Genomic DNA, 25,673 nt, shown 5'->3' on the forward strand with positions numbered 1-25,673 from the left:
TCACACTTCGATATCGATAATTTTCTGGATCGCAAAATATCCCATTGCGATCATCGCCAACGACGTCACCGGCATGCAGCACCACGCCTGCGGCGGCATCCCGAATGTGAACAAGGGAGCCATATAATCAGGATTAACGACGGTGATAAACATCGCTAGTCCCACCGGCAGACCGGTAATAATCCATGACGAAATCCGGCCTTGCGCAGTGAGGGTAGAAATCTCACCCTTGATACGAACACGTTCCCGGATCGTATGACCGATAGTATCAAGAACTTGGGCCAAATTCCCACCAACCTCCATCTGGATACTGACGGCGGTAATCAAGAGATCGAGGTCATCAGAGGGAACGCGCCGGAGCAGGTTTTGCAACGCCTCCTCGGTAGAGCGACCGAGCCCAACTTCTTGCACCACCCGGCGAAACTCGGTCGAAGCGGGGGCAGGCGCCTCGCGCGAGACCATATCGAGCGTCTGCAAGAAGCTATAGCCGCCGCGCAGGGCATTCGCCATCATTGTAATCACATCGCCCAACTGGTTATTGAAGGCTTTCACGCGCTGGGCGGCACGAAGATTCACATACAGGTTGGGCAGAAAGGAGAAAACCACTGCGAACACGATGGCTGCCGCGACTTGGGCCAGAAAATTAGCCCGGCCAAGAATAAAGCCAAACACCACGCCAAGCAGTGCCGCCCCCAGCTTCAGGCCAATAAATTCAGCCACAGTAAGTTTCAGATCGGCCCGCGCCAGCTCGTTCTTGATCGAGCTGCCCTGTTTACTCCGCGAAACAACGGCATCAATCCGTTCAATCGCTTGGCGCGTGACAGGCTCATTGGGCCGTTCTTGCGCTTTGCCGCCGGCATACGTCTCAAGGCGCTGCGCCACATCAACCGTGGCCGACTGCCGCATCAGCGCCACCACCACGGCCAGCAGCACGACCAGCAAGAGGCCTAATACGCCTAACGTAACCGGCATCATCTCCGGTGAGAACAAGACATCCATAGGATCGACGCCTCCCTCTAGCGCCGGCGGTGGGCGGGATGCTTAGAAGCTGAAACGCTCCGACGAACCAAAGATGGTTGGCGGCAAGAAGATGTTAAGCGCCTCGAACTTCTCGAGGAATCGCGGTCGCACCCCAGTGGGGCGCAATTGGCCCACAATCTTGCCCTTCTCATCCATACCAGTCTGTTCAAAGACGAAAATATCCTGCAAGACGACCACGTCGCCTTCCATCCCAGCAACTTCAGTGATTTGGGTCACTTTGCGCGAACCGTCTTTGAGACGCGACTGTTGCACGAAGACGTGAATAGCAGACGCGATTTGCTCACGGATAGCGCGCGCGGGCAGATCCATGCCTGCCATCAAACACATCGTTTCAATACGGCTGATGGCATCACGCGGCGTATTGGCGTGAATCGTCGTCATCGAGCCATCGTGGCCGGTATTCATCGCCTGCAACATATCGAGCGTCTCGCCGCCACGGCACTCACCAACGATAATTCGTTCGGGGCGCATACGGAGACAGTTAATCACCAGATCACGGATCGTCACCTCACCCTTGCCTTCGACGTTTGGCGGACGTGATTCGAGCGTTACAACGTGATCCTGTCGTAGTTGCAACTCAGCAGCGTTTTCGACGGTAATAATCCGCTCGTCTTCTGGAATAAACGACGATAGCACGTTGAGCAACGTCGTCTTGCCTGAACCGGTACCGCCGGCCACCACAATATTCAGCCGCGCCTTGACGCATGCCGCCAGAAAATCGGCCATATCTTGCGACATCGAGCCAAAGCGCACCAGATCTTGCACCGTCAGCTTATCTTTGCGGAACTTGCGAATGGTAATGGTTGGCCCATTCAGCGCCAAGGGGCGGATCACCACATTCACGCGCGACCCATCTTTGAGGCGGGCATCAACCATCGGTGACGACTCATCGACGCGCCGGCCCAGCGGCGCCACGATTCGATCGATAATCCGCATCACGTGGTCATCATCGGCGAAGGTAATATCGGTTTTGATCAACTTGCCCTTCTTTTCGATATAGACCTGTTTCGGGCCGTTGACCATAATCTCACTGACATCTTCATCGGCGAGCAACGGCTCAATCGGCCCCAAGCCGATGATATCAGCGGTAATGCTCTCAAACAGACGCTGGCGCTCGGCGCGTGACAACACGATGCTCTCGCTATCGAGAATCGCGTTAAAGATCTCTTCGACCTGCTTGCGCACCTTAGCCGGATTGTTGAGATCCATTTGCGGATTCAACTCGTTAATGAGGCGATCCTGCACGCGCGAACGCAGCTCACGGAACGTCTCCTCTGTACTTGGCGCACCAACCGCCGGCAACCGGCCGGTCGTATCAGGCCGCATCGGCGCACGCGACGCCGCCGGTTCGACCGGGGTAGGGACGTTCCCACCAATTCGCTTCAGCAACGACATCGCGCTCACCTCCCTTATCGGTACCGCAACCACCAGTCAATGCCACACGCATCAGCGGCGGGGGATCAGACCACCAAACAAACTGCGCGACTTCGCCCCACTCTCGGCAGTCGCCTCTTTGCTCGCTTTCGCGACCAATTCGCGCGCCAGATTCATTATATCCTTCGCCACTTGATGGTTAGGTTTCGCCATCACGATTGGCGCTCCCTGATTGATCGCCAGTGTCATGTCCTGCGCTGCATCACCAATCTGCAACGCCAACTTGCGTTGTAGATGCTTCTCTACCTCATCAGCGCGAATCCCGGTGCGATTAGTCGCCTTATTCAAGACCAACATCACCTTTTCGGAAGGGTAACTCAACAAATCAGCCACTTCCAGAAAGAGCTTGACATTGCGGATGCAATGCATCTCAAGCGTCATCAGGGTCACGATACGCTGGGCCATATCGAGCGCGGCCAGCGAGCGGTCTTGAAACGAGGCCGGTGTATCAACTACGACGTAATCATACTCTTGCCGCAACACCTCAAGAATGGCACGGATATGATCAGCCGTCACCATTTCGCCGCGTTGCGGGTCGGGTGGAGCCAGCAGCACCTTCACTTGGGTGGGATGGGTGGCCATCACATCGTTGAGCAAATCGCGATCAAGGCCTTCGATCCGCGCCGCGACGTCAACAATTGTCTTATCAGCGCGCAGATTAAGAATAACGCTCAGATCGCCAAAGATCACATTCCCGTCAACGAGGGCAACCTTCTTATTGGTTTGCTGCCGGATCGCGATCGCCAAATTAGCAGCAATCGACGAGACACCCACCCCGCCTTTCGGGCTAAACACGGCAAAGATCTGACCATCAACCGAAGGTTTGCCGTCTGTTGCTGCGCCAGCCGCTGCGCCGCCGGCAACCGCTACCACCGGACGCATCGCCGCCAGTTTAGCAACATGCCGGATGGAACGGTAGAGGTCATCGGCGCTAATCGGCTTGATCAGAAACTCGCGCGCGCCGGCCAACATCGCCCGCCGGATGTAATCAGTCTCGCCCTGCACGCTCATAATGATGACTTGAATACCCGGATCTTGGGTCAGAATCGCTTCGGTAGCAGCGATCCCGTCCATATCGGGCATATTGATATCCATCAAAATGACCTGCGGACGGTACTGGCGAGCGAAAGCAATCGCCTCGCGCCCATTGCTCGCTTTCGCAACAACTTCGATATCTTTTTCAAAGAAGAGCAGCTTCTCGAGCTGATCGCGCGTGTCGATGACATCATCAACGATCATGACTCGAATCTTGTCGGCTTCACTCATGCCTTAGCTCCTCAGACCTCGTACTATTGTGTAGTTGCAACGGACGCACACGCTCGCGATAATGCATGGGTTATGATAGACCGTACTGCATATTGTCATTGTACCCTAGAGCTGGCACTTATGGAATAGCTCATGGGCGCGGAGTTGGCGTCGGTTGCGGCGTAAAGACTTCAGCTTCGCTATAGACGCGAGGCGGCAGCGGCTGCGGCAACGGCAAACCAAACTCACGCACCAACAGATCAAGCGTCACGCCGCTGGTCGTCTCAATCGCTGCATCCCCGCTGCCACGGAGGGCCAGCACGATCCGCGCACCGCTTTGAGCAGCGAATTCGAGCAGCTCGATCTCTTGATCCGTCAAGGCTAGCACCACCACCCAATTCCCTTCCGTCAAGGTATTCGCGCTGGTAGTATCGCCAACCGGCTGGTTAATCGGCTGACCGGATGCATCAACCGCTGGCGCGCCAGTAGTATCAGTAGTAGTGGTCGCGGTTGTTGCACCAGCTTCGCCTTCAGCCGCCGGCGGCACAGCCGGACGCAAGATCTGCAACACTTGCGCACGCTGGATGATGGTCTTAGTGGTAAAGAAGGTTTGGTTCTCGCCGTATTCGTAGGGACGCACTGCCCGGTCAACATCGTTGACCGTGATCACCTGCTCGGATGCGCTGGGGCGGATAATCTGGCGATCGACCGAAAAGGTCGCGATCACGTCAACAAAATCGTTGATCGCCACTTGATCGGCCACACCTGACAAACTATCAACTAAGATGGGATATGCCTTCACCTGCGCTTGGCCGGGCTCGGCGGTCGGGATCCGTTGCGCAAGGCCGGCATCGCGCACATTATCGCGCCGGATCGACTGGCCAGCCACGACCGGGTTGATCAGCAACTTGCCGAGGACATCATTAATGTTGCTAAAATCGTTCTTTTCGTCAAATTCGGTGACGGGTACTTCCACCACATCGAGCAGCGCCGGATCGTTGAGCAAGGTATTGGCGTCAAGATCCACCCGCGCCTGTACCACACGCACGAGCGGCACTGTCGTTGGCGTCGGCGGAATTTCCGGCGTTGTTGAGGTAGTAGTAGTCCGTCCCGCGCCGCCACGCAAGAGCAAGAAAGCCGCCAACCCACCAATAATGACGATGAGGCCGATGAGTAGAAACAGTAATGCGCCACGCCGCATAGAAGGCAACCTTCCTGTTCAGAGCGAAGCCGGTCAGCTTCGCGCATTGCCTTGCCCATTATAGCATACGCTGGCAAGAGGGAACAGGAAGTTTACGCCTTTTATGCGGCGAAGTTGTCTTTACACTTTAGCATTGACACTGTAAACACTACGACGAATAATCGTTTTCTCCATCGAGAAAGCGCGCAATTGCGTGATAGCACGCCGCTGGCTCTTCAACCATCGGTACATGACCGCAATCAGGAATGAAATAGACCTTCGCATCCGGCAAGTAACGGCTGAGTGCTTGGACATTGATTGGTGGAAAGACCGGATCATAGCGCCCGCTGATCAACAACACCGGCGGCAATGGCCGTTGCACAGCGCGCTTGAGCTGGGGATGGCCCATGATCGCCGCCGCTTCCATTGCGACCAACGGATCCATCGCGACGAGATCGGCAATGCCTTGCACTAACAATGAACTATCGAGCGGGCGACGCACCATCGGGCGGGCCAGCAGTTCAGGCGTGGGAGGCATCGTCCACCATGCCTGTCGCCATTGCTGGGTCACACCCCACCATGGCCGCCACCAGATCAGCCACGGTCGCCAATACGCCGCCGCTACTTGCCATTGCGCTCCAGCGATCGTGACCAGATTATCTTCGTAGAGATTGGCGCTGAAGCCAAAGCTGATCAGTCCTAAACGCTCAACCCGTTCGCAAGCGAGATCGGCAACGGCTAACGCAATTGCCGCGCCCAGCGAATGGCCCACCAAAGCAAACCGGTCAACATCAAGTGCATCGGCAACCGCCAACACCGTGCGCGCATACGATGCCAGCGTCACCGGCTCGATCGGCGCTGGCGAAGCCCCACAACCGGGCAGATCGATGGCAATCAACCGCCGATTCGGCAAAAAAGCCGGCGCAGCTTGCCAATAGCGGCTCGAACCACCCCATCCATGCAAAAAGATCAGGGGGCGTCCCTGACCAGAAACCCGAAACGCGACTGGACCAAGCGGACTTTCAATTTCCCAGAGTGTCGGCGACGTTGACATGGCAAACCTCCTCTGTTCGCTGGATCCACTATAATCCCAAGCAGTTACAGAATGTTGTCAAATGATGCAATGGCGGCTGACAAATATGTCAAATACGTGATGAGGGAGGGGTGAGTGACGAGTGAGATCATTGCGGCATTGATCGCGGATCTCGCGTCGCTGCCGGCGCCGATCCATACAGCCAACATGTATGCATGGGAGACGGACGACGACGAGCACCAGCGCGGCAATGCTATCCGGCGGGCGAATCTGGCCTTGGCGCTGCAACTGGCGTATGAACGCGGCCCTGATCTGGTGCTGATCGGCGAAGCTCCCGGCTATAACGGCGCGCGCCGCACCGGCGTGCCGTTTACCAGTGAACAGATTTTGTTGGCGGGGGTCGATCCTCCCGGCCAGTTTGGCGCGGCGCGCGGGTTCCGGCTGGCAACGAACGATGGCCGCATTTCACGCGAGCAGACGGCGACCATCGTGTATCGCGAACTCGCGGCGCTAAACCGGTTTGCAGTGGGATGGAACGCTTTTCCGCTCCACCCGCACCAACCCGGCCAGCCGCAGAGCAACCGCACCCCGCGCCAGAGCGAGTTGGCGCTCGGTTTGCCATTGTTGGCTCGCGCCTGTGTACTCTTTGCCGGCTGCCCAGTGGTGGCGATGGGGCGGATCGCGAGCCAAGCGCTGGCCCAGCTTGGCATTGCGCACCATGCCGTGCGCCATCCGGCCCAAGGCGGCGCGCGCCAGTTTGCTGAGGGATTACGGAGCGTCTTGAAACGATAAGGCGCAGAGGGGGCAAAGACGCAAAGGGTTTTAACGCAAAGGCGCCAAGGACGCAGAGGGCGCAAAGATTTTTAACGCAAAGACGCAGTAGAGCCGGACGGCTGTCCGGCTCCGTAAAGACGCAGAGGGCGCAAAGGGTTTTGGAGGTTCATCAAAAGTGTGCTTGGGAGGCTGGGATCAGGATGTTGTACGCCTTCGTATCTTGGCTTGACATGCCCTAGCGTTCAGATTGCTTTGCGTCTTAGCGTATCTTCGCGTCTTGGCGTTCCGATTCTCTGCGCCTTTGCTTCCTTCGCGTCTCTGCGTTACAGATTTGCTATAATGCAGGCAGATGCAATTACTTGACTACGAAATGGTTTCTTATGCACCGATTATCCCTGCTCTTGCTAGCGGCAATGCTCTTGGCGGCGTGCGGCCTGCCGGCGGCTACGCCACCCACCCCCGCCGAGACGCCAACTTCCGCTGCCACCCCAACCAATACCCGCCCGCCAACGCCAACCCGTGACCCGCGGTTGCCGACCTTGCCGCCCCGCATTACCCCCGGCCCTACCGCGACGCCGTTCCCGCTCGCAGCCGGTTGGTGGGACGGCGCGGTCTGCTATGAGATTTTTGTGCGCTCGTTTTACGATAGCGACGGTGACGGGATCGGCGATCTCAACGGGATTATTGCCAAGCTGGATTATCTGAACGATGGCGATCCCACGACTACAACCGATCTCGGTATCAACTGCATCTGGCTGATGCCAGTGGCCGAGGCCGCCAGCTATCACGGCTACGATACGATTGATTACTACACGGTCGAAAAAGATTACGGCACCAACGACGATTTTAAGCGGCTGGTCGCCGAAGCAGATAAACGCGGGATCAAGATTATCATTGATCTGGTGCTGAATCACACCAGCACCCAGCACCCGTGGTTCCAAGAGGCGTTACGCGACCCCAATTCGCCCTATCGCGACTGGTACCTCTGGTCGGCGATTGACCCCGGCTACCGCGGCCCGTTTGGTAACAATGTCGTCTGGCACAAATCGCCAATCCGTGACGAGTACTACTACGGCGTCTTCTGGGGTGGGATGCCGGATCTCAACTTCCGCAATCCGGCGGTGACGGCGGAAGCCTACAAGATTGCCCGTTTCTGGGTGGAAGAGATGGGTGTAGCCGGCTTCCGGCTCGACGCGATCAAGCATCTGATCGAGTACTACACGCTGCAAGAAGATACTGCCGAGACGTTTGAATGGCTGCGCGAGTTTCGGCGCTTCCTTGAGCGCGAGCTGCCGGGCACCTTTACGGTCGGCGAAGTCTACAACGGCAACCCGCGCACCTTAGCGCCGTATTACCCCGACCAGCTCGACTACTATTTCGAGTTTGAAGTCGCCAAGCAGATTGTCGGCGCAGCCAATACCGGGTTGGCGCGGCTGTTGATGCAAGCCACCCAAGATGCCTACACTAAACTGCCCTACCAGCGGTGGGCGCCGTTTTTGACCAACCACGACCAAAACCGGGTTATGTCAGTGCTCGGCAACGATGTTACCAAGGCGAAGCTGGCGGCGCTGGCGCTGTTGACCATGCCGGGATTGCCGTTCATCTATTATGGGGAAGAGATTGGCATGCTCGGCGTTAAACCCGATGAGCGCATCCGCACGCCGATGCAATGGACAAAAGAGGAGTTTGGCGGCTTCACCAGCGGCTTCCCATGGCAAATGCCGCAACTCGATTACCCATCGAAAAATGTGATGCTGCAAGACGAAGACCCGGACTCGCTGCTCAATGCCTACCGGCAACTCATCCACTTGCACATCAACACACCGGCGCTAGCGACCGGCGACTTTATCCCGTTGCAGGCCAAAGGCGACGACATTGCCGCCTACATCCGGCGCAGCGGTGATGATATAGTAGTAGTGATCATCAATTTCGACGCCGTCCCGACCGAGCCGTTTACGCTCTCGTTGAGCGGGAGCGATTTGCCGGACGGAACGTACCAGCTTGTGTCGCTGTACGGCACGCCGCCGGCCCCGCCGGCGCCGCTGACCATCAGCAACGGCGCGATCGTCGAATACCAACCGTTCACCGAAATCCCGGCCCAGACGGGCTATATCTTGAAGGTGGAGCGTTAATGTTACGGAGAGTGACTGCCACCCGTTATGTGGCGCCGCTGCGCGAAGGCGGCTCGCTGCCGGCGATTGTCGAAGCCGACGACGACGGCCTGTACGTGGTCAAGTTTCGCGGCGCAGGGCAGGGGCCAAAGGTACTGGTCGCCGAGTTGATTTGCGGCGAACTGGCCCGCGCGCTCGGCTTGCCGGCGCCGGAACTGGTGCTGATTGAGGTTGATCCGGCGTTGGGGCGCAACGAACCCGACGGCGAAATACAAGACTTGGTAACGGCCAGCGCCGGGTTGAATCTGGCGGTTGACTTCTTGCCCGGCGCGCTGGCGTTTGATCCGATCGCGATTCGCACCCTCAACCGCGAATTAGCTTCGTTAATCGTCTGGTTTGACGCTTTTATCACCAACGTGGATCGAACGCCGCGCAACACCAATTTGCTCTGGTGGCACCGGCGGCTGTTTCTGATCGATCACGGCGCGGCGCTGTACATGCATTACACGTGGCACGATTATCAAAGCCGGGCCAGAATGCCGTTCAGCCAGATCCGCGAGCACGTGCTGTTGCCGGCGGCAACCGAATTAGCAACAGTTGATGAGACGCTGGCGCGGCAGATTACCCGCGATCTGCTGTGGGAGATTGTGGCGAAGGTGCCGGATGAATGGCTGGCCGATCCGCGCTTCCCCTCGGTTAAAGCGCACCGGGCAGCGTATGTCGAATACCTCAGTCTGCGGCTGGCAGCGCCGCGCGCATTCGTACAGGAGGCCATCGATGCCCGCGAGCGCCTTTGAGTATGCTCTGTTGCGGCTGGTGCCGCGCGTCGAGCGGGGCGAACAGATCAACATCGGGGTGGTGCTGCTCTGCCGGCAACAACGCTTTCTCGGCATGCGCACGCAACTCGACGAGGGGCGGATTGCCGCGCTCTGGCCCGATCTCGATCTTGAGCCGGTGCGTGAGCAATTAGCCGCCTTTGAGTTAGTCTGCGCTGGCGGCAGGGCAGCGGGGCCAATCGGGGAACTGCCGATCTACGAGCGATTCCGTTGGCTCACGGCGACGCGCAGCACCATTATCCAACCCTCAGCGGTGCATTGCGGGTTGTGCGAGCAAGCGCCGGCGACGCTGGAGCACATCTTTGCCGAGATGGTGCTGGTGCCGGGTGAGGTGATGGCGCCGCATAGTCGCAACGAGACGCAAAAAGAGATTGGCAACTAGGCGAGATGCAAGGGGTGCGCGAGCCGATCGGCTCACAACTCGGCGCGCACCCGTTCGACCATGGCTTGGAGCGCAAACCGGGCCTTGCCCAGATTAGCAATCTCGCTGAGCACGCCGAGCACCCCGTAATAGCCGGGCATAATCTGGGTCGCCAGCATCAACAGCGCATCGGTTTCGATCACCAGATCGCGCACATACCCGGCGCCAATCCGATCAGCCGCCGCGGTTGCCCGCGAGGTCAGTTCAGCCAATTCGAGTTCGGCTAACTCGATATCGAGATCAAGTTCAACGGCGGCGGGGTGATAAGCCATCGCCACGCTGAGGCCATCGGTGCCGACAATGCCGGCAAACTGGGCGCCTTTGACGCTGGCGATCGTTTCGTTGAGGATCGTGGTGACGTTCATAACAGTGTGATTGGGTTATTGCGAAGCGATTGCATAGAGCGGTTGTTTCAGCTTGTGGACGATCGCTGCGAGTGGCTTCATCCGCTATCGGGGCAGAGCAGCGCTCTGCCCCTACGCGCGGGGGCAGAGCGCTGCTCTGCCCCTACGCGCGGCTCGCAATGACATCAGGCAGCGATGCTCTGCCACACCCCGATGGTCCCTACAACTCCCGCCGGCCTTCCAACGCCGAACCAAGCGTTTCGGGATCGGCCCATTCCAGATCGCCGCCGGTGGGCAGGCCACGGGCCGGGCGCGTGACCCGCACGCCGAGCGGAGCCAGATCGCGCAACAGTAAGAAGGCGGTCGCTTCACCCTCGGTATTGGGATTGGTAGCGAGAATCACCTCGTTGACCGGCTCGCTACGCACACGGGCCAGCAGCTCATCAATCTTGAGATCCTCGCGATAGATGCCCTCAAGCGGAGCGATATGGCCGTGTAAGACGTGGTACAGACCGCGATAGGCGCCGGTACGTTCGATCGCCAGCACATCGAGCGGCTCTTCGACCACGCAAATCTTGGTCTGATCGCGGCTAGGATCGCGGCAGATCGGGCACAACTCGCCGACGGTGATATTGAAGCAGCGCCGGCAATACCCCACCTGCTCTTTGACATCGAGGATGGCCTGCGCCAGTGCTTGGGCCTGCTTCGGCTCAGCGCGGAGCAGGAAGAAGGTCAAGCGCGAGGCGGTCTTGGGGCCGATGCCGGGCAGCTTGGCAAACTCCTCGATCAAGCGAGCGACTGGCGCAGCGATCAATGTTTGTTCTGGGTGAACGGCCATACCTTCCCCGCAGCGGCTTAGAACAGCCCCTTCAGCCCGCCGGTGAGCGGCTGCATCCGCTCTTCGGCCAACTGCTGGGCTTTGCGCGAAGCGTCGTTAATAGCAACGAGCAACAGGTCTTGCAGCATGTCTACATCATTCGGGTCAACCACCTCGGGCGCAATCGTGATGGACTGCACCTCGCGGTGGCCATTCATCTTGACCGTAATCGCGCCGCCGCCGGCAGTACCCTCCACAATCGTGGCGGCCAATTCTTCCTGCACCTTCTGCATCTGGCGCTGCATCTGCTGGGCCATCTGCATCAGTTGGCGTTGATTCATGGAATCTGCTCCTTTCACGCACTGGTAAAGAGGTTTACATTTGGCTTTGGCGTGCGGCAGTTTGACTGTCGCACGCCATATTGTCACGCTGAAACAATGATTTGGAATGCAGCAGTTGCACTGCCGCACGCCATACGATCGCACACAGACAACCCACTCACGACAGGTCACAGAGCCACGCACTTCTGCTACACAGGGTACCATACTGCGCGCCGCTTGTACAGCAATCATTCCGGTTCGAGCGGCTCAATATCCACGATCTGGGCATCAAAGATATTCAGGGCAGCGCGCACCAATTCATCTTTGCGCGCCTCGCGAATCTTGCCGCGCAGATCGGTGGGTTCGACCGATTTTTCTTCGATTGTGCAGCGGACGGCGTAGACTTTGCCTAACCGGCGGCGCAACACCTCTTCGATAATCGCCCGATTTTTCGGCTCTTCCAGCCGCTCTTTGTGAAAGGAAGACGACACCAGCAAGACGATAGTATTCCCTTCGACATCGTAAGGGCGGGCGCTATTGAGCAGCGCCTGCACGGTCGGGCTGCGCGGGCGGACATCGCGCTTAAAGTCTTCCCACGTCGCTTCGAGCTGTTCGAGCAAGGACAGTTCGGCATCAGCGGCGCGAGCGACTGCCGGATCAGCCGGCGGGCGGGCGTGTTGGGCCGCGGCCCATGCTGCCGGCGGCGGGGGCGGCGGGTCGGCGGCAGGCGCAGGCGCGGGCACTGATGGTTCAGGCGACGGCGCTGGCGTAACCGGCGGCGGGTCGGCAGACACTGGTTGGCTGGCAACCGGCGGGCGGGGTGGTTCAGCCGGGCCAGCCGGAGCCGGTTGCGGGCGGGAAGCGGGCAGCGGCGCAACGCTTGCGCTTGTGACAAAGCCAAATTGGCTCTCAGACAAGTGCGGGCGCGGCGCGACGGCTGGTGCGCTCGGCTGGGGCCGGGCCGGTTGCGGACGCGGCGCTACCGGTTGGGCCGCGGGGGCGGGAGCGAGCAACGCTTCGACCACCGCTACTTCGAGCGGCAGATGGCCGTAGGGCGTCGTGCGCAACTGGTAATCAAGATTGCTAAACAGCTTCACCCACTGCACCAGCGCTGCCATCTCGGCCTGCTGCGCCCACTGCGCCAACTGCGCCGCCTCATCGTCGCCGAGGTCGAGCAGCGAGCGATCGCCGGTCGCCTTAAGCAACATCACCGCGCGCAGCCGTTCCACCAGATCGCGGGCGAACTGGCGCAGATCAGCACCCTGATTCGCCACCGCATTGACCGCGCGCAGCGCGGCGGTCAGGTCAGCGGCGAGCAAGGCCGCGATCAACGCATCTACTTCGGCGGCAGCAGTCATGCCGAGCAGACTCTGCACGTGGTGCAGGGTAATCGGCCCCTCGACGAACGAAGCCAACTGTTCGAGAATACCGAGCGCATCGCGCATACTGCCGGTCGCAGCGCGGGCAATCGCTTCGGGAGCGCCATCGGCCAGCGCGATCCCCTCAGCGGCGGCAATCCGGCGCAAGTGGGCCGCCATCGACGTCACGCTATGGCGGACGAAGGTAAAGCGCTGGCAGCGCGACAAAATCGTCGCCGGCACCTTATGCACTTCGGTCGTGGCGAGAATAAAGAGCGCGTGATCGGGCGGCTCTTCGAGTGTCTTGAGCAGAGCATTAAACGCCGCAGTCGAAAGCATGTGGGTCTCGTCGATGATATAGACCTTCATGCGAGCGACGCTGGGACGAAACTGCACCCGCTCGATAATCTCGCGCGCATCCTCCACGCTAGTGTGGGAGGCGGCATCCATCTCGATCACATCAACCGCGCGGCCCTCGGCGATCGCCGTACACATCTCACACGTCCCGCAGGGACGCGCCGCCGGATCGGGATGGAGACAGTTCACCGCCTTGGCCAGCAAGCGGGCCATCGTCGTCTTGCCGACGCCACGCGGGCCGGTGAAGAGATAGGCATGGCCGACCCGGTCTTCGGCAATCGCATTGCGCAGCGTCTGCACCACATGCTCTTGCCCCACCAGCTCGGCAAAGGTTTGGGAACGCCATTTGCGGTAGAGTGACTGAACTGCCATCGCGCTTTCGGGTGTCGGTTGGTCAGCAGAGGGTATTATACCAGAGGCGAGCGGACAGCATATCTCTTAGAAGCCCGCGGCGCGGGTTGAATAGCCGCGAAAAGACACAAAAGGCACAAAACATGGTTTGAATATCTTTGTGGCTATCCCCCAAACCTCATTTTGCGCTCTGCGCCCTGCGCGCCTTTGCGTTTGAACCCTCGGCTACGAAGCCCGCTGCGCGGGCTGAATAGCCACGAAAAGACGCAAAAGGCACAAAACATGGTTTGAATATTTTTGTGGCTATCACCCAAACCCATTGCACGATCTGCGCCCTGCGCGCCTTTGCGTTTAAATCCTCTGCGGCTTAGCATTGCCTCCCTCCCATCCCAACCCTGCTCCCACTGCGCGGGAGCGGGGAGCGCAGCGCCGGACTGTGAGGCATTGCACAGCCATTAGAAGCCTGCTGCGCGGGCTGAATAGCCACGAAAAGACACAAAAGGCACAAAACCATGAGGTTGATGGTTTGGGTATCTTTGTGGCTATCCTCCGAACCCCGTGGCACTCTCTACGCCCTTATTTACCGCCACTATGGACTGATGACGGATGGAGCGGCATCAAAAACCATTTGCTTCACCTTGGCATTTTTGAACTCACGAGCGACAATCGCATCAACATGCCCGACATCTACCGGATCGGGTTCGGGCTTGGCCGGCGCGGCGGGGTCAAACCGATCAACACTAGAACATCACCGGTGGTATAATGGTACGCTAGTATCACCCGTCTGCGCCAGAGGATGCCCTATGCTCACCTACGAGCAATTGATTGCCCTGTTGATCGAAAGCCTCGAACAACACCAGATCAACATCGTCCACACCCAAGAACTGCTTGACGTTCACACGTTGGGGCGCAGCCTACACGTGACTTGTTTGCCGCCGAATACCGATAAAACCGGCGCATGGGCACAACCGCCGTTGCGCGCCGTGGTGAGCATCCACTGGCCGGCGGAGCTGACCATTGCCTCATTGCACGGCCAACCCATCATTGATGCACTTAACCAGATCGCCGCCGAGCGGCTGCGCACGATGCGGCGCGCGAGCCCAATGGCGTTCGACGTGACCTATTTCCTGCCGCTGAGCGATGACGAACAGCAGACAACCCATTTTGAGGATGCAACCACCAAAATCCTCGAGCTCTTTGCGCGCCATACTGACATTGAGGATAACTTCGAGATCAACGGCGTCTTCCGCTTAAGCAGCGAACAGTCGCCAGCACTGGCGCAATTAACCGTGACCCGGCTCTTCCCGGTGGAGCGATTGCAGGCTGAGGCGGTGGAAGAGGTGATTGCGGCCATGAGCGGCGAACTGCGCGAGATCCTGCCGCGGTTGGCAACGGTCTTTCCGCCAACGCCGAGCGATCCTGAACCGGGGCTTGATCCGCAGTTTTATTTGCGACCACCGACTGCCTGATGCCATTTTCGCCTTCCGCGCTGCAAGCTCTGCTCCAACCCGGCGTGAGCGAGCGCTGGCAAGCGGTGCAACGCTGGTTGCACCCCGAAATGCTGGCGCTGGCTAACCGTGCCGCCGAACGGGCGGCAGCGCTCTTGCCGCGACAGTGGCCGCTGTACGAGTTGAGCTTCAAGGCGCGACGCGCGATTGATCGCGGCAAGGGGCGGCGCGATCCGATCGAAGACTATTGGTTCGCGTTTGACCGGCCACCGCGTGGGGCCGGCGTTATGCTAACGGTGAGCGGGGTTGAACGCACAGTCACCGTGGGTTTGCAACTGTGGGGAGCGCGGCGACCGCAACTGGCCCGGCTTTGGCGCGAAGCGCGCCCGTTGTGGGAAGCGCTGATCGACCGGATCGGCACGGAAGGGCAGGCGAGGTTTGCCAGCCGCCGCCCGCCCGCGCCGGGCATGCGCTGGATCGATCACTATCTGGCCCAACGGCAAGCCCAATATCTGTGGGCCGGTTTTGTCTATCCGTGGGATAACGTGCCGCCTGACGAGCGGCTGATCGATGATCTTTGCGCGTTGCTGCCGCTCAATGAAGCCTTAATGGAGCTGGCCGAGATCGAGCTGGCGACCACCCACACCTTGCGTGAGACGCTAGAACGCTACCACGCCGGATTGCCGCCGTTCGAGCAGATTGCCGCCGCGATTCGCCGGCGCGGGATGGTGACTGATGAACGTATACTGGAAGCGTTTCATCTGGCAGTGCAAGCGCGACCGCTCGTGATTCTGGCCGGGCCGAGCGGCAGCGGCAAGACGTGGCTGACCCGGCTGTACGCGGATGCGCTGATCGGCAGCGGCGAAGGCCAACCCAACCCGATCTACCTGCTGGTGGCGGTGCAACCCGACTGGCACAGCGCCCGCGACCTGCTCGGCTACTACAACACGCTCACTGGTCTCTACCAGCCGACCGCATTTCTGCGCCATGTGCTCAAGGCCGCCGCCGACCCCGATCAGACCTACATCGTCTGCCTCGACGAGATGAATCTAGCTCGGCCCGAATACTATCTGGCGCCGATCCTCTCGGCGATGGAGACTGCCGAGGGATTGATCGATCTCGGCACCCCGTTGGCCGAAACGCCGCTGGCCGGCGGTGGCGTGGTGCGCAACCCGCTACGCTGGCCGGCCAATCTGCGCTTGATCGGCACCGTCAACGTCGATGAAAGCACCTTCTTGCTCAGCGACAAAGTGCTCGATCGGGCCAACTTGATCGAACTAGGGAACTTTGATCTTAACCGCTTCCGCGCCGTGTATCAAGGAGCGATCGACGACCAGATCTGGCAGATGCTGGCCGCGATCCAGACCCACATGGCAGCGGCAGGAAAACCAGCCGGGTATCGGGCTTTGGGTGAAACGCTCCGCTTCATCGAACAAGCCAGCAGTATGAGTCCATTCGAGGCGCTAGACGTACAGATGCTCCAGCGCCTCTTGCCGCGCCTGCGCGGCGACGACACCCCGCGCTTCCGGCAGGCGCTGCGCGGGTTACAAGCGCTTTGTGAAGGAAGGCTCCCGCGCAGCGCAACCCGGCTCGAACAGATGCTAGCCCGGCTTGATCGCGAGGGGTATACCGACTTTTACGGCTGATCCGGCGTCACGCCACCCGCACCGCGGCGAGACAACGCACTGGCGAGGGGACACTGCCCACGTGTTGCCACGTACGCCCGCGATCATCGCTGCGCCAGATTTGGCCGGTATCGGTACCGGCCCACACCACATCAATATGATAGGTGCTCGGCGCAAACGCGCTGAGCGCGCCTTGCCATGCACCGGTCACTTCCTGCCACGTTTTGCCGCCGTCCTCGCTGCGCATAACGCGCGTGCCCTCAGCGACTGCGGCTAACAACACCTCCTGCTTCCCCGACAGCACCGCCAACAAACGCGCGTCCGGCACCCCCAAATCGGCATCGCGCCAGACACCCATTCCCTGCACGGTCGCTACCGGCAGACGATCACTGGCGAGAAAATTAAACAACGCCCGATCCTCGGCATCGGCCTCGCGCCACTGCCGGCCACCATCATCACTGCGCAAGAAGGCCTGCTTTGTCGCCACCACTAAACTCAGCGAATCGGCAGCCACCAGCGCGAACACCTGCTCGCCGGACAATGCCATATCGGGCAACAAGCGCCAGCGGCCCGCGCCACCCGGATCACTGAAGATGTACAGACCATTATCGGCGCCAACATAAAGCACTCCAGCCTTTGCCATGCCGCCTCCTTCGCCATACTGTCACACTGGCGCATGCTGCGCAACCATACGCGATTGTAGCATAGCATTGCATGATGCAATGTGATATGATGATAGAGTATCTCAAGCTAGAGCGCATCCCCGTTCAATGGTTCCATCCAGTTGCTCGCTGCACAATCACTGCGGGATGAGATTATGTCGCTCGCACATCTGCGCCAGCTTTGGCAGAGCGCCGATCCGGCGCCAAGCGCGCTGCGATTAGCGGCTTGGTACACGATCATTGCCGGAGCATGGATTGCCTTCTCTGACAGGCTCCTCACGCTTATGATCAGCGATATAGAGAGCTTGACCGGCTGGCAGACGGCCAAGGGCTGGCTGTTTGTACTGGCAATGGCCGGTTGGCTGGGATGGGAACGATGGCGCGCGCTCAAACGATACCAGCGCATCAACGACGAACTCCGCGCGCTCAATGCCTCGCTCGAACAGCGTATCGCCGAACGCACCGCGCCATTGCAGGCTGCAAATGCCGAATTGAGCCAGATTAATCAAGAGCTTGAAACCTTTACCGCAACGATCTCTCACGATCTCAAAGCGCCGCTGCGCGTCATTGAGGGCTATAGCCAACTCCTCTTACGCTTCCATGCGCACCGGCTCGACGATGACGGCAAACAATGCCTCAATAGCATTCGCACGGCAACCACCCAAATGAACCAACTGATTGACGATTTACTTGCCTATACCCACATTGAACGCAAAGTGCTGGAATATGCCGAGATTAACCTTGCCGCCATCATCGAAGAGATTTGGGCCATGCATACTGATCAAATCGAGACACGCGGCATCACCATCGAACAAGATATTCGCTGTCCGGTGATGCGCGGCGACGAGATCGGCATCACCTTGGCGCTACGCAACCTGATCGACAACGCGCTGAAATTTACGGCCCACGTTCCCCAACCGCGGCTGGCAATTGGCGCCGAAGCCGCGGGCGATACAGTGCGATTATGGGTCAAAGATAACGGGATCGGGTTTGACATGCGCCATCACGAGCGCATTTTTGTCATTTTTCAACGCTTGCACCCACAAGATGCGTATCCCGGCTCCGGAGTCGGGTTAGCTATCGTGCAAAAAGCGATTGAGCGCATGGGCGGACGGGTCTGGGCCGAGAGCAGCCCCGGCGCCGGCGCAATCTTCTACGTGGAGATCCCGCATGCCACCGCATCACCTTCATCTGTTGCTGATTGAAGATAATCCCTTTGACGCCGATCTCTTCCGGCGCGCAATGCTGCTGCACGATGCTACGATCAAAATCACGCATATCGATTCGTATCAAGCTGCATACGCCCATCTCCACAGCCTATCAGCGACTGCACCACCCTACGATGGGGTGGTGCTAGACCTGCACCTCCGTGATGGCGATGGCCTCGATCTGCTCGCCTACATTCGATCCCGCCATCTGCCGCTGGCTGTGATCATCCTGACCGGCGGCGGCGGCGATCACATGGTGATTAGCGCGCTCAAAGCCGGCGCTGATGATTATGTCATCAAGCGTGATGACTACCTCGACCGGATCGGCGCGATCATCGAGCAGGCGTGCCAGCGGTTTCATTCCCAGCAAGCGCGGCGCAGCCAGACCATTACCGTCACCTATGTTGAATTCGGCGCGACCGACAGCGAAGCAACGATCCACTATCTGCAACGCACCGCGCCCCACCTGCACTGTGTGCCGGTGCGCGGCCAGCGCGCCTTGTTGCACGGGCTGGCGCAGGGCCAACTGGCAAGCGATATTGTGCTGATCGATTGCGCGCAACCGCGCTTGGCCGTGCTCGATCTGGTGAAAGAATTGATCCAATTCCGCCGGCTGGTGCAACCGATCATTGTAATGGCCCAGCCGGGTAACGAGGAGTTTCCCTTACAAGCATTACGGCTCGGCGTGGCCGATTATATTATCAAACGGGAAGGCTTTCTCGCCCAATTGCCGATCGCGATCGAAAACGCCCACTACCGCGACCAACTCCATCAGCAAAATGAGCGTCTCCGGCTGCAAGCCCAAGCGCTCAACGACGCCGCCAACGCGATTATGATTGCTGACCGCAACGGTATCATCGAGTGGGTCAATCCAGCTTTCACCACCTTGACCGGCTACGAAGCAGCCGAAGCGATTGGCCAATCAACCCGTCTTTTGCGTTCCGGCAAGCAGGATCGCACCTTCTACACCGCGCTCTGGGATCAGATTTTGGCTGGGAACCCATGGCGGGGCCGGCTGATCAACCGGCGCAAAGACGGCAGTCTCTACCACGAAGAGATGACGATTACGCCGGTCACTGATGAAGACGGCGTGATCAGCCGCTTTATCGCCATTAAACAGGATATTTCCGAACAGGTCGCCCGTGAGCAGCGCCGCGCCACGCTGGCCGCCATTGGGACATCCCTGCGCCCGGCGCAATCGTGGGCCGAGTTGACGCCAATCTTGTTGGGGAAGGTGCGCGAGATCTTTGAAGCTGAGAGCATTGCCCTTTTGCGGCAACATAACGGTAGCTTGCATGTTGATATCGCGCTGAGTTATCTAGCTACACTTGAACAACAACCAGCGGTGCTGGCCAGCTTGAGCGATCGGTTTCGGCACATCAGCGGCCCTATTTCGGTTGCAGACCTGCTCAGCGCGACCGGCAAGACCGTGATCGGCGCACCATTGTACGCCGCGAATCGCTTGGTGGGGGTCTTGTTGTTGCAGCGAGCAACGCCGCTGAGCGAAGCCGAGCTGGATTTGCTGAACGACATTGCCGAACTGGCCGCCAACGCGCTGCACCGCACTGACCTCTTCGAGCAACTGCGCGCGGCGAACGCCGAATTGCGCGCCGCGTATGATGAGACGATTGAAGGCTGGTCGCGCGCGCTCGATCTGCGTGACCGCGAGACCGAAGGCCATTCGCGCCGGGTGACCGAATTGACGGTACGGATCGCTGCGCGCATGGGCTTTAGCGAGGAAGAGCTGCTACACGTGCGCCGCGGCGCGCTGTTGCACGACATTGGCAAGATGGGTATTCCCGACGCGATCTTGCTCAAGCCCGGCCCGCTCAACGATGAAGAGTGGGCAATTATGCGCACCCACCCCACACTCGCGGTCGAACTGCTGCGCCCAATTGCCTTTCTCGCGCCTGCGCTCGATATTCCGTGGTGCCACCACGAAAAATGGGACGGCACCGGCTACCCGCGCGGTCTGCGCGGCGAGGAGATCCCGCTGGCGGCGCGTATCTTCGCCGTGGTTGATGTCTACGACGCCCTCACCAGCGACCGGCCCTACCGGGCCGCTTGGTCACGGGAACGGGCGCTGGCGTATATCCGCGAACAAGCCGGTCGCCACTTCGATCCGCGGGTAGTAGAAGTTTTCGAGCAGGTCATCGCCGAAATGGGCAGCAATGATATAATGAGATGAGGAAACAACGGGCGCAGCGCGCTGCGCCCGTACCTGATTGCAGGGGTTCAGTGCGCTGCGCCCGTGCCTGATTGTAGGAATTCAGTGCGCTGCGCCCGTATAAGGAGTTGGTATGTTGAATTTTCTCCGGCGGTTGCTGGGTGACAGCAACGAGAAAGAGATACGCCGGCTGCAGCCAATAGTGGAAGAGATCAACCAGCTTGGCCCCGAATTCGCCAAGTTGAGCGATGCCGAGCTGCGCGCCAAGACTGATGAATTCCGCCAGCGTCTAGCCGATGGCGAGACGCTTGATGATATCTTGCCCGAAGCCTTCGCTACCGTGCGCGAAGCAGCCGCGCGCACGATTGGGATGCGCCATTTCGATGTGCAGTTGATCGGCGGCATTGTGCTGCACCAAGGCAAAATCGCCGAGATGAAGACCGGCGAAGGCAAGACGCTCGTCGCCACCTTGCCGCTCTACCTCAACGCGCTCGAAGGCAAAGGCGCCCATTTGGTTACGGTCAACGACTATCTGGCCAAAGTCGGCGCTGGATGGATGGGGCCGGTTTACCACTTCCTTGGCCTCTCGGTCGGCTTTATCGCCCACGAACAGAGCGCGTTGTACGATCCTGATTATATCGATCCCAACGCCAACCCCGAAGACCAGCGCCTCGTCCATTGGCGGCCTTGCACCCGGCGCGAAGCCTATCTGGCCGACATCACCTACGGCACCAACAACGAGTTTGGCTTCGACTATCTGCGCGACAACATGGCCTACGAGAAGTCGCAGCTCGTGCAGCGCGAGTTGCACTACGCCATCGTTGACGAGGTTGACAATATCTTGATCGACGAAGCGCGCACGCCGTTGATCATCTCTGGCCCGGCGCAGAAGTCGTCTGATCTCTACCGCCAGATGGCGAAGCTCGTCCGCCAGTTGCGCCGCTCGTCGGTGACGGCCAAGCAGGTGAAAGAGGAGGGGCTGGAGCCGGACGGCGATTTCTTTGTCGATGAGCGCAGCAAGAGCATCTACCTCAGTGAAAAGGGGATTGAGAAGCTCGAAAAGCTGCTCAATATCCCCGCTGGCGAGAGCCTGTTCGATCCCGAACACTACGAGAAGACCCACTACGTCGAGAATGCGCTCAAGGCCCAGTTTATCTACCAGCGCGACCGCGACTATATGGTGACGCCGAACGGCGAAGTGGTGATTATCGATGAGTTCACCGGGCGGGCGATGCCGGGCCGGCGCTGGAGCGATGGCCTCCATCAGGCGATCGAGGCCAAGGAAGGGGTGGCGATTAAGAACGAGAACGTGACGCTGGCCACCATCACCTTCCAGAACTACTTCCGCATGTACAAGAAGCTGGCCGGTATGACCGGTACGGCTTACACCGAGCGGGAAGAGTTCGCCAAGATTTACAATCTCGATGTGGTGGTCATTCCAACCCACAAGCCAATGATCCGCGAGGATCTGCCCGACCAGATTTACGCCACCGAAGAGGCGAAGTTTAACGCTGTGCTACGCGAAGTGCAAGAAATGCACGAGATCGGGCGACCGGTGCTGATCGGCACCACGTCGGTCGAAACCTCCGAGCGGCTTAGCGCGATGCTTAAGCAGGCCGGCATCCCGCACAACGTGCTCAACGCCAAGCAACACGAACGCGAGGCTGCAATTGTGGCGCAGGCCGGGCGTAAGGGCGCGGTGACGGTCGCCACCAATATGGCTGGTCGTGGTACCGACATTCTGCTCGGCGGCAACCCCGATGGTCTGGTCGAGGAGTTTTTGCGCAAAGAGGGCCTGACCATCGAAACGGCCACGCCTGAACAGAAGCGAGCGGCGTGGGAGAAGGCGAAGGCGCTGACCGAGGCCGAAGGCGAAGAGGTGCGCAAGCTCGGCGGTTTGCACGTAATCGGCACCGAACGCCACGAGGCGCGCCGGATCGACAACCAGTTGCGCGGGCGCGCCGGTCGCCAAGGCGATCCCGGCTCGTCACGCTTCTTCCTCTCGCTCGAAGATGAATTGCTGCGCCGGTTTGGCCCGGTCGACCGGATCAGAGGCTTGATGGAGCGGTACGTTGGTTCCGATGTACCGTTGCAAGCCGGCCTGCTCGATCGTACCATCGAAGGCGCACAGACCCGCGTCGAGGGGTACAACTTCGATGCCCGCAAGCACACCGTCGAGTTTGACGACGTGATGAATAAGCAGCGCCAGATCATCTACGCTGACCGCAAGGCTATCCTCGACGAAGCCGATATGCGCGAGCGGGTGCTCGATCTGATGGCGGAAGAGATTCAGAGCCAGATCGACGAACATCTGAGCGATGAACCCGATGAGCTTGAGCTGACTGAGGTGCTGCGCGCGTATCGCCGGATCAACCCGACCCTGCCGCCGACCGTCACCGCCGAGACGTTGAAGGGGAAGAAGAAAGAGGAGATTGAGCAGTTCTTGCTCGATCAGCTCGAAACCGCTTACGCCGAGCGCGAGAAGGCGATTACCCCGGAAGTGATGCGCACGGTCGAGCGACGGGTGATGTTGGGCGCGATCGATCGCCAGTGGGTCGATTATCTGACCGCAATGGACGAATTGCGGCAGAATATTCTCTTGCAAGCCTACGCGCAGAAAGACCCCTTGATCGAGTTTAAGCGCGAGTCGTTCCGCATGTTCGACGAGCTGAAGGAGAACATTGCGCGCGATATTGTTTACAACGTGATCCCGGCCTCGTTCCAGTATGAAGCCTATCTGCGCCAAATCGCCGAAGAGCAGGCCCGCCGTTTGGCAACCGCACAAATCGCTGGCGGCAGCAGCGAAGTCGATCAGGCACGCAAACCGCAACGCCGTTCAACCCCGCAGATCGGGCGCAACGATCCGTGTCCGTGCGGCAGCGGCAAGAAGTTCAAGCATTGCCACTTGGGTCGTGAGCACGAGTTGGCGAGTTTAGGGAATGCAACGCCGGTGGCAACGCCTGCGCCGTCACCGGCTAAGCCAGCGCGTCCGGCCAACCCGGCTATCGCCGAAGAGGCGGCCAAGATCAAAGCTGCGATCGATAGCGGCCAATTGCCACAAAACGGCCCCGCCGCGCAACGCGGGCGCAATCCCCAATCGGTGCCGCGGGGGAAGAAGCGGTAACGTAACGCCCCCATCCCTTGCCCCTCCCCCGCTGGGGGAGGGGTTTTACACTCCTTCCCCCAGCAGAAGGGTGCCGGGAGGGGGCATACATTCTCACACCCTCAGCCCTTTGACGCCCCCACCCCAGCCCTCTCCCGGAGGGGGAGGGCTGGGGTGGGGGCAACGTGGCGATCGCTGCGGGCGCTGCGCGCCCTCGCAATGACAACAGAACACGCCCCGCGCACCTACCGCAGGGCTGCTGCCCTTGCTACATCGCCAAAAACGACAAATAAAAGATCAGCAAAAAGATAAACGACACCGCATTCGCAATCAGCGCCGCCATGTAACTAGGGGCAGCTTTGCGTTTGCGGATTAGCATGAGCACGAAGCCTTCAACCAGCACCGCTACCACAAACGCCCCCACAATCACGAACAGGGGGTTCTCTAACGCCAGCAGCAATTGGCCCAGCAGCACAATCACGACTGATGACACAATACTGGCCACCGCCACATCACCCAACGCGCGAAAGAGCGGTTGCCATTTGATCTGTACCATCGCCTGCCATTCAATCAACAACATTAAGATAATGATACCAACGCCGAGCGGGCTCAGGAAGAGTTCTTGAAACGGAAACATCAGCGCGATCCTTGTCTGCATACATGCGGTTGGTGAAGCATTATAGCGGATCTCCCGCTATGGCAACGCCAACCGTCGCGCTAACCCGCCGGCGAGATGCAGCGCCGCAGCAAAGGTGCGGTCGCGGCTGAGCAGCCGTAGTTCGCTGTTGAGCAGATCGGCCAGCGCTGGCCGATCAATCGTCGCCGTGCGTTCGATCGGGTGCGCGCCGGCAATAGTCGCGCGCGTGCAAGCGTGTCCGGCATCACTCGTCAATTCCACCACAAACTCTGCCTGCTGATTATCTACGGCCCGCAACGCCAACCGTGCCAGCCCTTCAACGCCGGCGCGATCGACTGGCCGGATTGCCACACTCACTAGCCGGATGGCCGCCGGCCCCACCCCCACTGCTGGTCGCCGCAGGTAGATTTGGATGGTCTCGCCCTCGATCCCGACTGCATCTTCCAGCGGCGTCCATTTCAAACAACTCGCCAGCCAGCCGACAAAGAGCAACGCCGCCACCGGATTCGGACGATTGCCGGCGGCGTATTCGATCACGATCTCGTCGATCCGGTGCAGGTGCGGCAAAAAGGGGCGCGTATCGAAGAATTGGGCCGTCAGTTCACGCCACGAGGTCAGGCGCGTCCAGCCCAAATCGCTCACCGCCGGCGCACCGTTGGCTGTCTGTTCAAAAGCGGCTAATTCGGCCAATTCCCGCAGCGGATCAGCAAAAGTGGTCGAATCGACGATGAGCCGGTCACAAAGCCGGTAGAGCCGTTGCACCAGCGGCTGGGCGAAGGGCTGCGGGCCGGGAGCCCACAGCACCACCGGCAGATCGGGCACCAGCAGCGGCAAGACGAGGCTGGCCAGTTGCCCAGCCGGTGCGCCGCGGGCGCTAATCGTCACCTGCTCACCGCAGACCTGCGTGCGACCAGCATTGGCCAGCGTACAGAGCGCCTGTGCGTTCGCTTGCAACTCGGTCGCCGGGCCGGGCCGGTCAATCACGATCACGGTACGGTTGGGGTGTTGCGCCGTAAGCGCCGGCGCTACCGCTAACGCTTGTTCGGCCCAACCATCATCAGGCGCGCGCACAATCAAGTTGAGCGTCAGCGCCCGAATCACCGCTTGCCCGCCAGCGTCAGGATGCGTCGCTTGCTCTTGCCACATCTGGCGCAATTCGCGCTCGATCGCATTGATATCGATTGCCGCTTCGCTCATACCA

Annotated in this window: 22 protein-coding genes; 10 read left to right on the forward strand and 12 right to left on the reverse strand. The window is 59.7% G+C overall.

Annotation, left to right across the window (positions count from 1 at the left end):
* The 5 genes from A6A03_RS11735 to A6A03_RS11755 form a co-directional block, all read right to left on the reverse strand.
* On the reverse strand, positions 1–999 hold the full coding sequence (locus A6A03_RS11735) for a type II secretion system F family protein (protein WP_082908963.1): 999 nt from the start codon (positions 997–999) through the stop codon (positions 1–3).
* 42 nt (positions 1,000–1,041) lie between these two features.
* Entirely contained in the window at positions 1,042–2,436 is a 1,395-nt protein-coding gene (locus A6A03_RS11740; RefSeq protein WP_066788306.1) for a TadA family conjugal transfer-associated ATPase, read from the reverse strand.
* Positions 2,437–2,487: 51 nt separating this feature from the next.
* Complete coding sequence (locus A6A03_RS11745; RefSeq protein WP_066788316.1) at positions 2,488–3,741, reverse strand: CpaE/TadZ family protein; 1,254 nt, start codon at positions 3,739–3,741, stop codon at positions 2,488–2,490.
* A 130-nt stretch (positions 3,742–3,871) separates the two neighbouring features.
* Positions 3,872–4,921: a Flp pilus assembly protein CpaB gene (gene cpaB / locus A6A03_RS11750; protein ID WP_066788319.1), complete on the reverse strand. Its 1,050-nt coding sequence runs from the start codon at positions 4,919–4,921 to the stop codon at positions 3,872–3,874.
* Positions 4,922–5,069: 148 nt separating this feature from the next.
* Positions 5,070–5,954, reverse strand: a complete 885-nt coding sequence (locus tag A6A03_RS11755) for an alpha/beta fold hydrolase (protein ID WP_066788323.1) — start codon at positions 5,952–5,954, stop codon at positions 5,070–5,072.
* A 114-nt stretch (positions 5,955–6,068) separates the two neighbouring features.
* On the opposite strand from A6A03_RS11755, the gene A6A03_RS11760 reads away from it, so the two are divergent.
* From A6A03_RS11760 to A6A03_RS11775, 4 genes are all read left to right on the forward strand, one after another.
* Positions 6,069–6,725 (forward strand): uracil-DNA glycosylase, encoded by a 657-nt coding sequence (locus A6A03_RS11760; RefSeq protein ID WP_066788326.1) that lies wholly within the window; start codon positions 6,069–6,071, stop codon positions 6,723–6,725.
* A gap of 362 nt (positions 6,726–7,087) precedes the next feature.
* Complete coding sequence (locus A6A03_RS11765) at positions 7,088–8,839, forward strand: alpha-amylase family glycosyl hydrolase (protein WP_066788335.1); 1,752 nt, start codon at positions 7,088–7,090, stop codon at positions 8,837–8,839.
* A complete protein-coding gene (locus A6A03_RS11770; protein WP_066788336.1) occupies positions 8,839–9,615 on the forward strand; it encodes a HipA family kinase in 777 nt (258 codons plus the stop codon). The genes A6A03_RS11765 and A6A03_RS11770 overlap by 1 nt, the downstream gene beginning before the upstream one ends.
* Entirely contained in the window at positions 9,596–10,036 is a 441-nt protein-coding gene (locus A6A03_RS11775) for a DUF3037 domain-containing protein (protein WP_066788338.1), read from the forward strand. The genes A6A03_RS11770 and A6A03_RS11775 overlap by 20 nt, the downstream gene beginning before the upstream one ends.
* 32 nt (positions 10,037–10,068) lie before the next feature.
* Here A6A03_RS11775 and A6A03_RS11780 read toward each other — a convergent pair whose 3' ends face one another.
* From A6A03_RS11780 to dnaX, 4 genes are all read right to left on the reverse strand, one after another.
* The gene (locus A6A03_RS11780) at positions 10,069–10,440 is read right to left on the reverse strand and encodes a roadblock/LC7 domain-containing protein (RefSeq protein ID WP_066788340.1); all 372 of its coding nucleotides are present in this window, start codon (positions 10,438–10,440) and stop codon (positions 10,069–10,071) included.
* Between the two features lie 199 nt (positions 10,441–10,639).
* Complete coding sequence (gene recR / locus A6A03_RS11785) at positions 10,640–11,257, reverse strand: recombination mediator RecR (protein WP_066788345.1); 618 nt, start codon at positions 11,255–11,257, stop codon at positions 10,640–10,642.
* Positions 11,258–11,274: 17 nt separating this feature from the next.
* The gene (locus A6A03_RS11790; RefSeq protein WP_066788348.1) at positions 11,275–11,577 is read right to left on the reverse strand and encodes a YbaB/EbfC family nucleoid-associated protein; all 303 of its coding nucleotides are present in this window, start codon (positions 11,575–11,577) and stop codon (positions 11,275–11,277) included.
* 227 nt (positions 11,578–11,804) lie between these two features.
* On the reverse strand, positions 11,805–13,643 hold the full coding sequence (gene dnaX / locus A6A03_RS11795; RefSeq protein WP_066788351.1) for a DNA polymerase III subunit gamma/tau: 1,839 nt from the start codon (positions 13,641–13,643) through the stop codon (positions 11,805–11,807).
* Between the two features lie 517 nt (positions 13,644–14,160).
* Between dnaX and A6A03_RS20615 the strand changes: the two genes are divergently transcribed.
* From A6A03_RS20615 to A6A03_RS11805, 3 genes are read left to right on the forward strand one after another with little or no spacing between them, the layout of a single operon-like run.
* Entirely contained in the window at positions 14,161–14,385 is a 225-nt protein-coding gene (locus tag A6A03_RS20615; protein ID WP_172812309.1) for a hypothetical protein, read from the forward strand.
* Between the two features lie 40 nt (positions 14,386–14,425).
* Positions 14,426–15,091 carry a hypothetical protein gene (locus A6A03_RS11800; RefSeq protein ID WP_066788354.1) on the forward strand — a complete coding sequence of 222 codons (666 nt, stop codon included), beginning with the start codon at positions 14,426–14,428 and terminating at the stop codon, positions 15,089–15,091.
* Positions 15,091–16,716 carry an McrB family protein gene (locus A6A03_RS11805; protein ID WP_066788358.1) on the forward strand — a complete coding sequence of 542 codons (1,626 nt, stop codon included), beginning with the start codon at positions 15,091–15,093 and terminating at the stop codon, positions 16,714–16,716. Before A6A03_RS11800 ends, A6A03_RS11805 begins: the two co-directional genes overlap by 1 nt.
* Positions 16,717–16,723: 7 nt before the next feature.
* Here the strand turns inward: A6A03_RS11805 and A6A03_RS11810 are convergent, their stop codons facing one another.
* A complete protein-coding gene (locus A6A03_RS11810; RefSeq protein WP_066788361.1) occupies positions 16,724–17,338 on the reverse strand; it encodes a WD40/YVTN/BNR-like repeat-containing protein in 615 nt (204 codons plus the stop codon).
* 174 nt (positions 17,339–17,512) lie between these two features.
* Between A6A03_RS11810 and A6A03_RS11815 the strand changes: the two genes are divergently transcribed.
* From A6A03_RS11815 to secA, 3 genes are all read left to right on the forward strand, one after another.
* On the forward strand, positions 17,513–18,562 hold the full coding sequence (locus tag A6A03_RS11815) for a sensor histidine kinase (protein WP_066788363.1): 1,050 nt from the start codon (positions 17,513–17,515) through the stop codon (positions 18,560–18,562).
* Positions 18,528–20,753 (forward strand): HD domain-containing phosphohydrolase, encoded by a 2,226-nt coding sequence (locus tag A6A03_RS11820; RefSeq protein WP_066788365.1) that lies wholly within the window; start codon positions 18,528–18,530, stop codon positions 20,751–20,753. The genes A6A03_RS11815 and A6A03_RS11820 overlap by 35 nt, the downstream gene beginning before the upstream one ends.
* Positions 20,754–20,865: 112 nt before the next feature.
* On the forward strand, positions 20,866–23,856 hold the full coding sequence (gene secA / locus A6A03_RS11825) for a preprotein translocase subunit SecA (protein WP_066788367.1): 2,991 nt from the start codon (positions 20,866–20,868) through the stop codon (positions 23,854–23,856).
* 247 nt (positions 23,857–24,103) lie between these two features.
* Here secA and A6A03_RS11830 read toward each other — a convergent pair whose 3' ends face one another.
* Positions 24,104–24,472, reverse strand: a complete 369-nt coding sequence (locus tag A6A03_RS11830; RefSeq protein ID WP_066788369.1) for a hypothetical protein — start codon at positions 24,470–24,472, stop codon at positions 24,104–24,106.
* A gap of 57 nt (positions 24,473–24,529) precedes the next feature.
* Positions 24,530–25,669 carry a glucose-6-phosphate dehydrogenase assembly protein OpcA gene (locus A6A03_RS11835; protein ID WP_066788371.1) on the reverse strand — a complete coding sequence of 380 codons (1,140 nt, stop codon included), beginning with the start codon at positions 25,667–25,669 and terminating at the stop codon, positions 24,530–24,532.
* Positions 25,670–25,673: the final 4 nt, after the last annotated feature.

This window comes from Chloroflexus islandicus (assembly GCF_001650695.1).
In the GTDB taxonomy this organism is placed as follows: domain Bacteria; phylum Chloroflexota; class Chloroflexia; order Chloroflexales; family Chloroflexaceae; genus Chloroflexus; species Chloroflexus islandicus.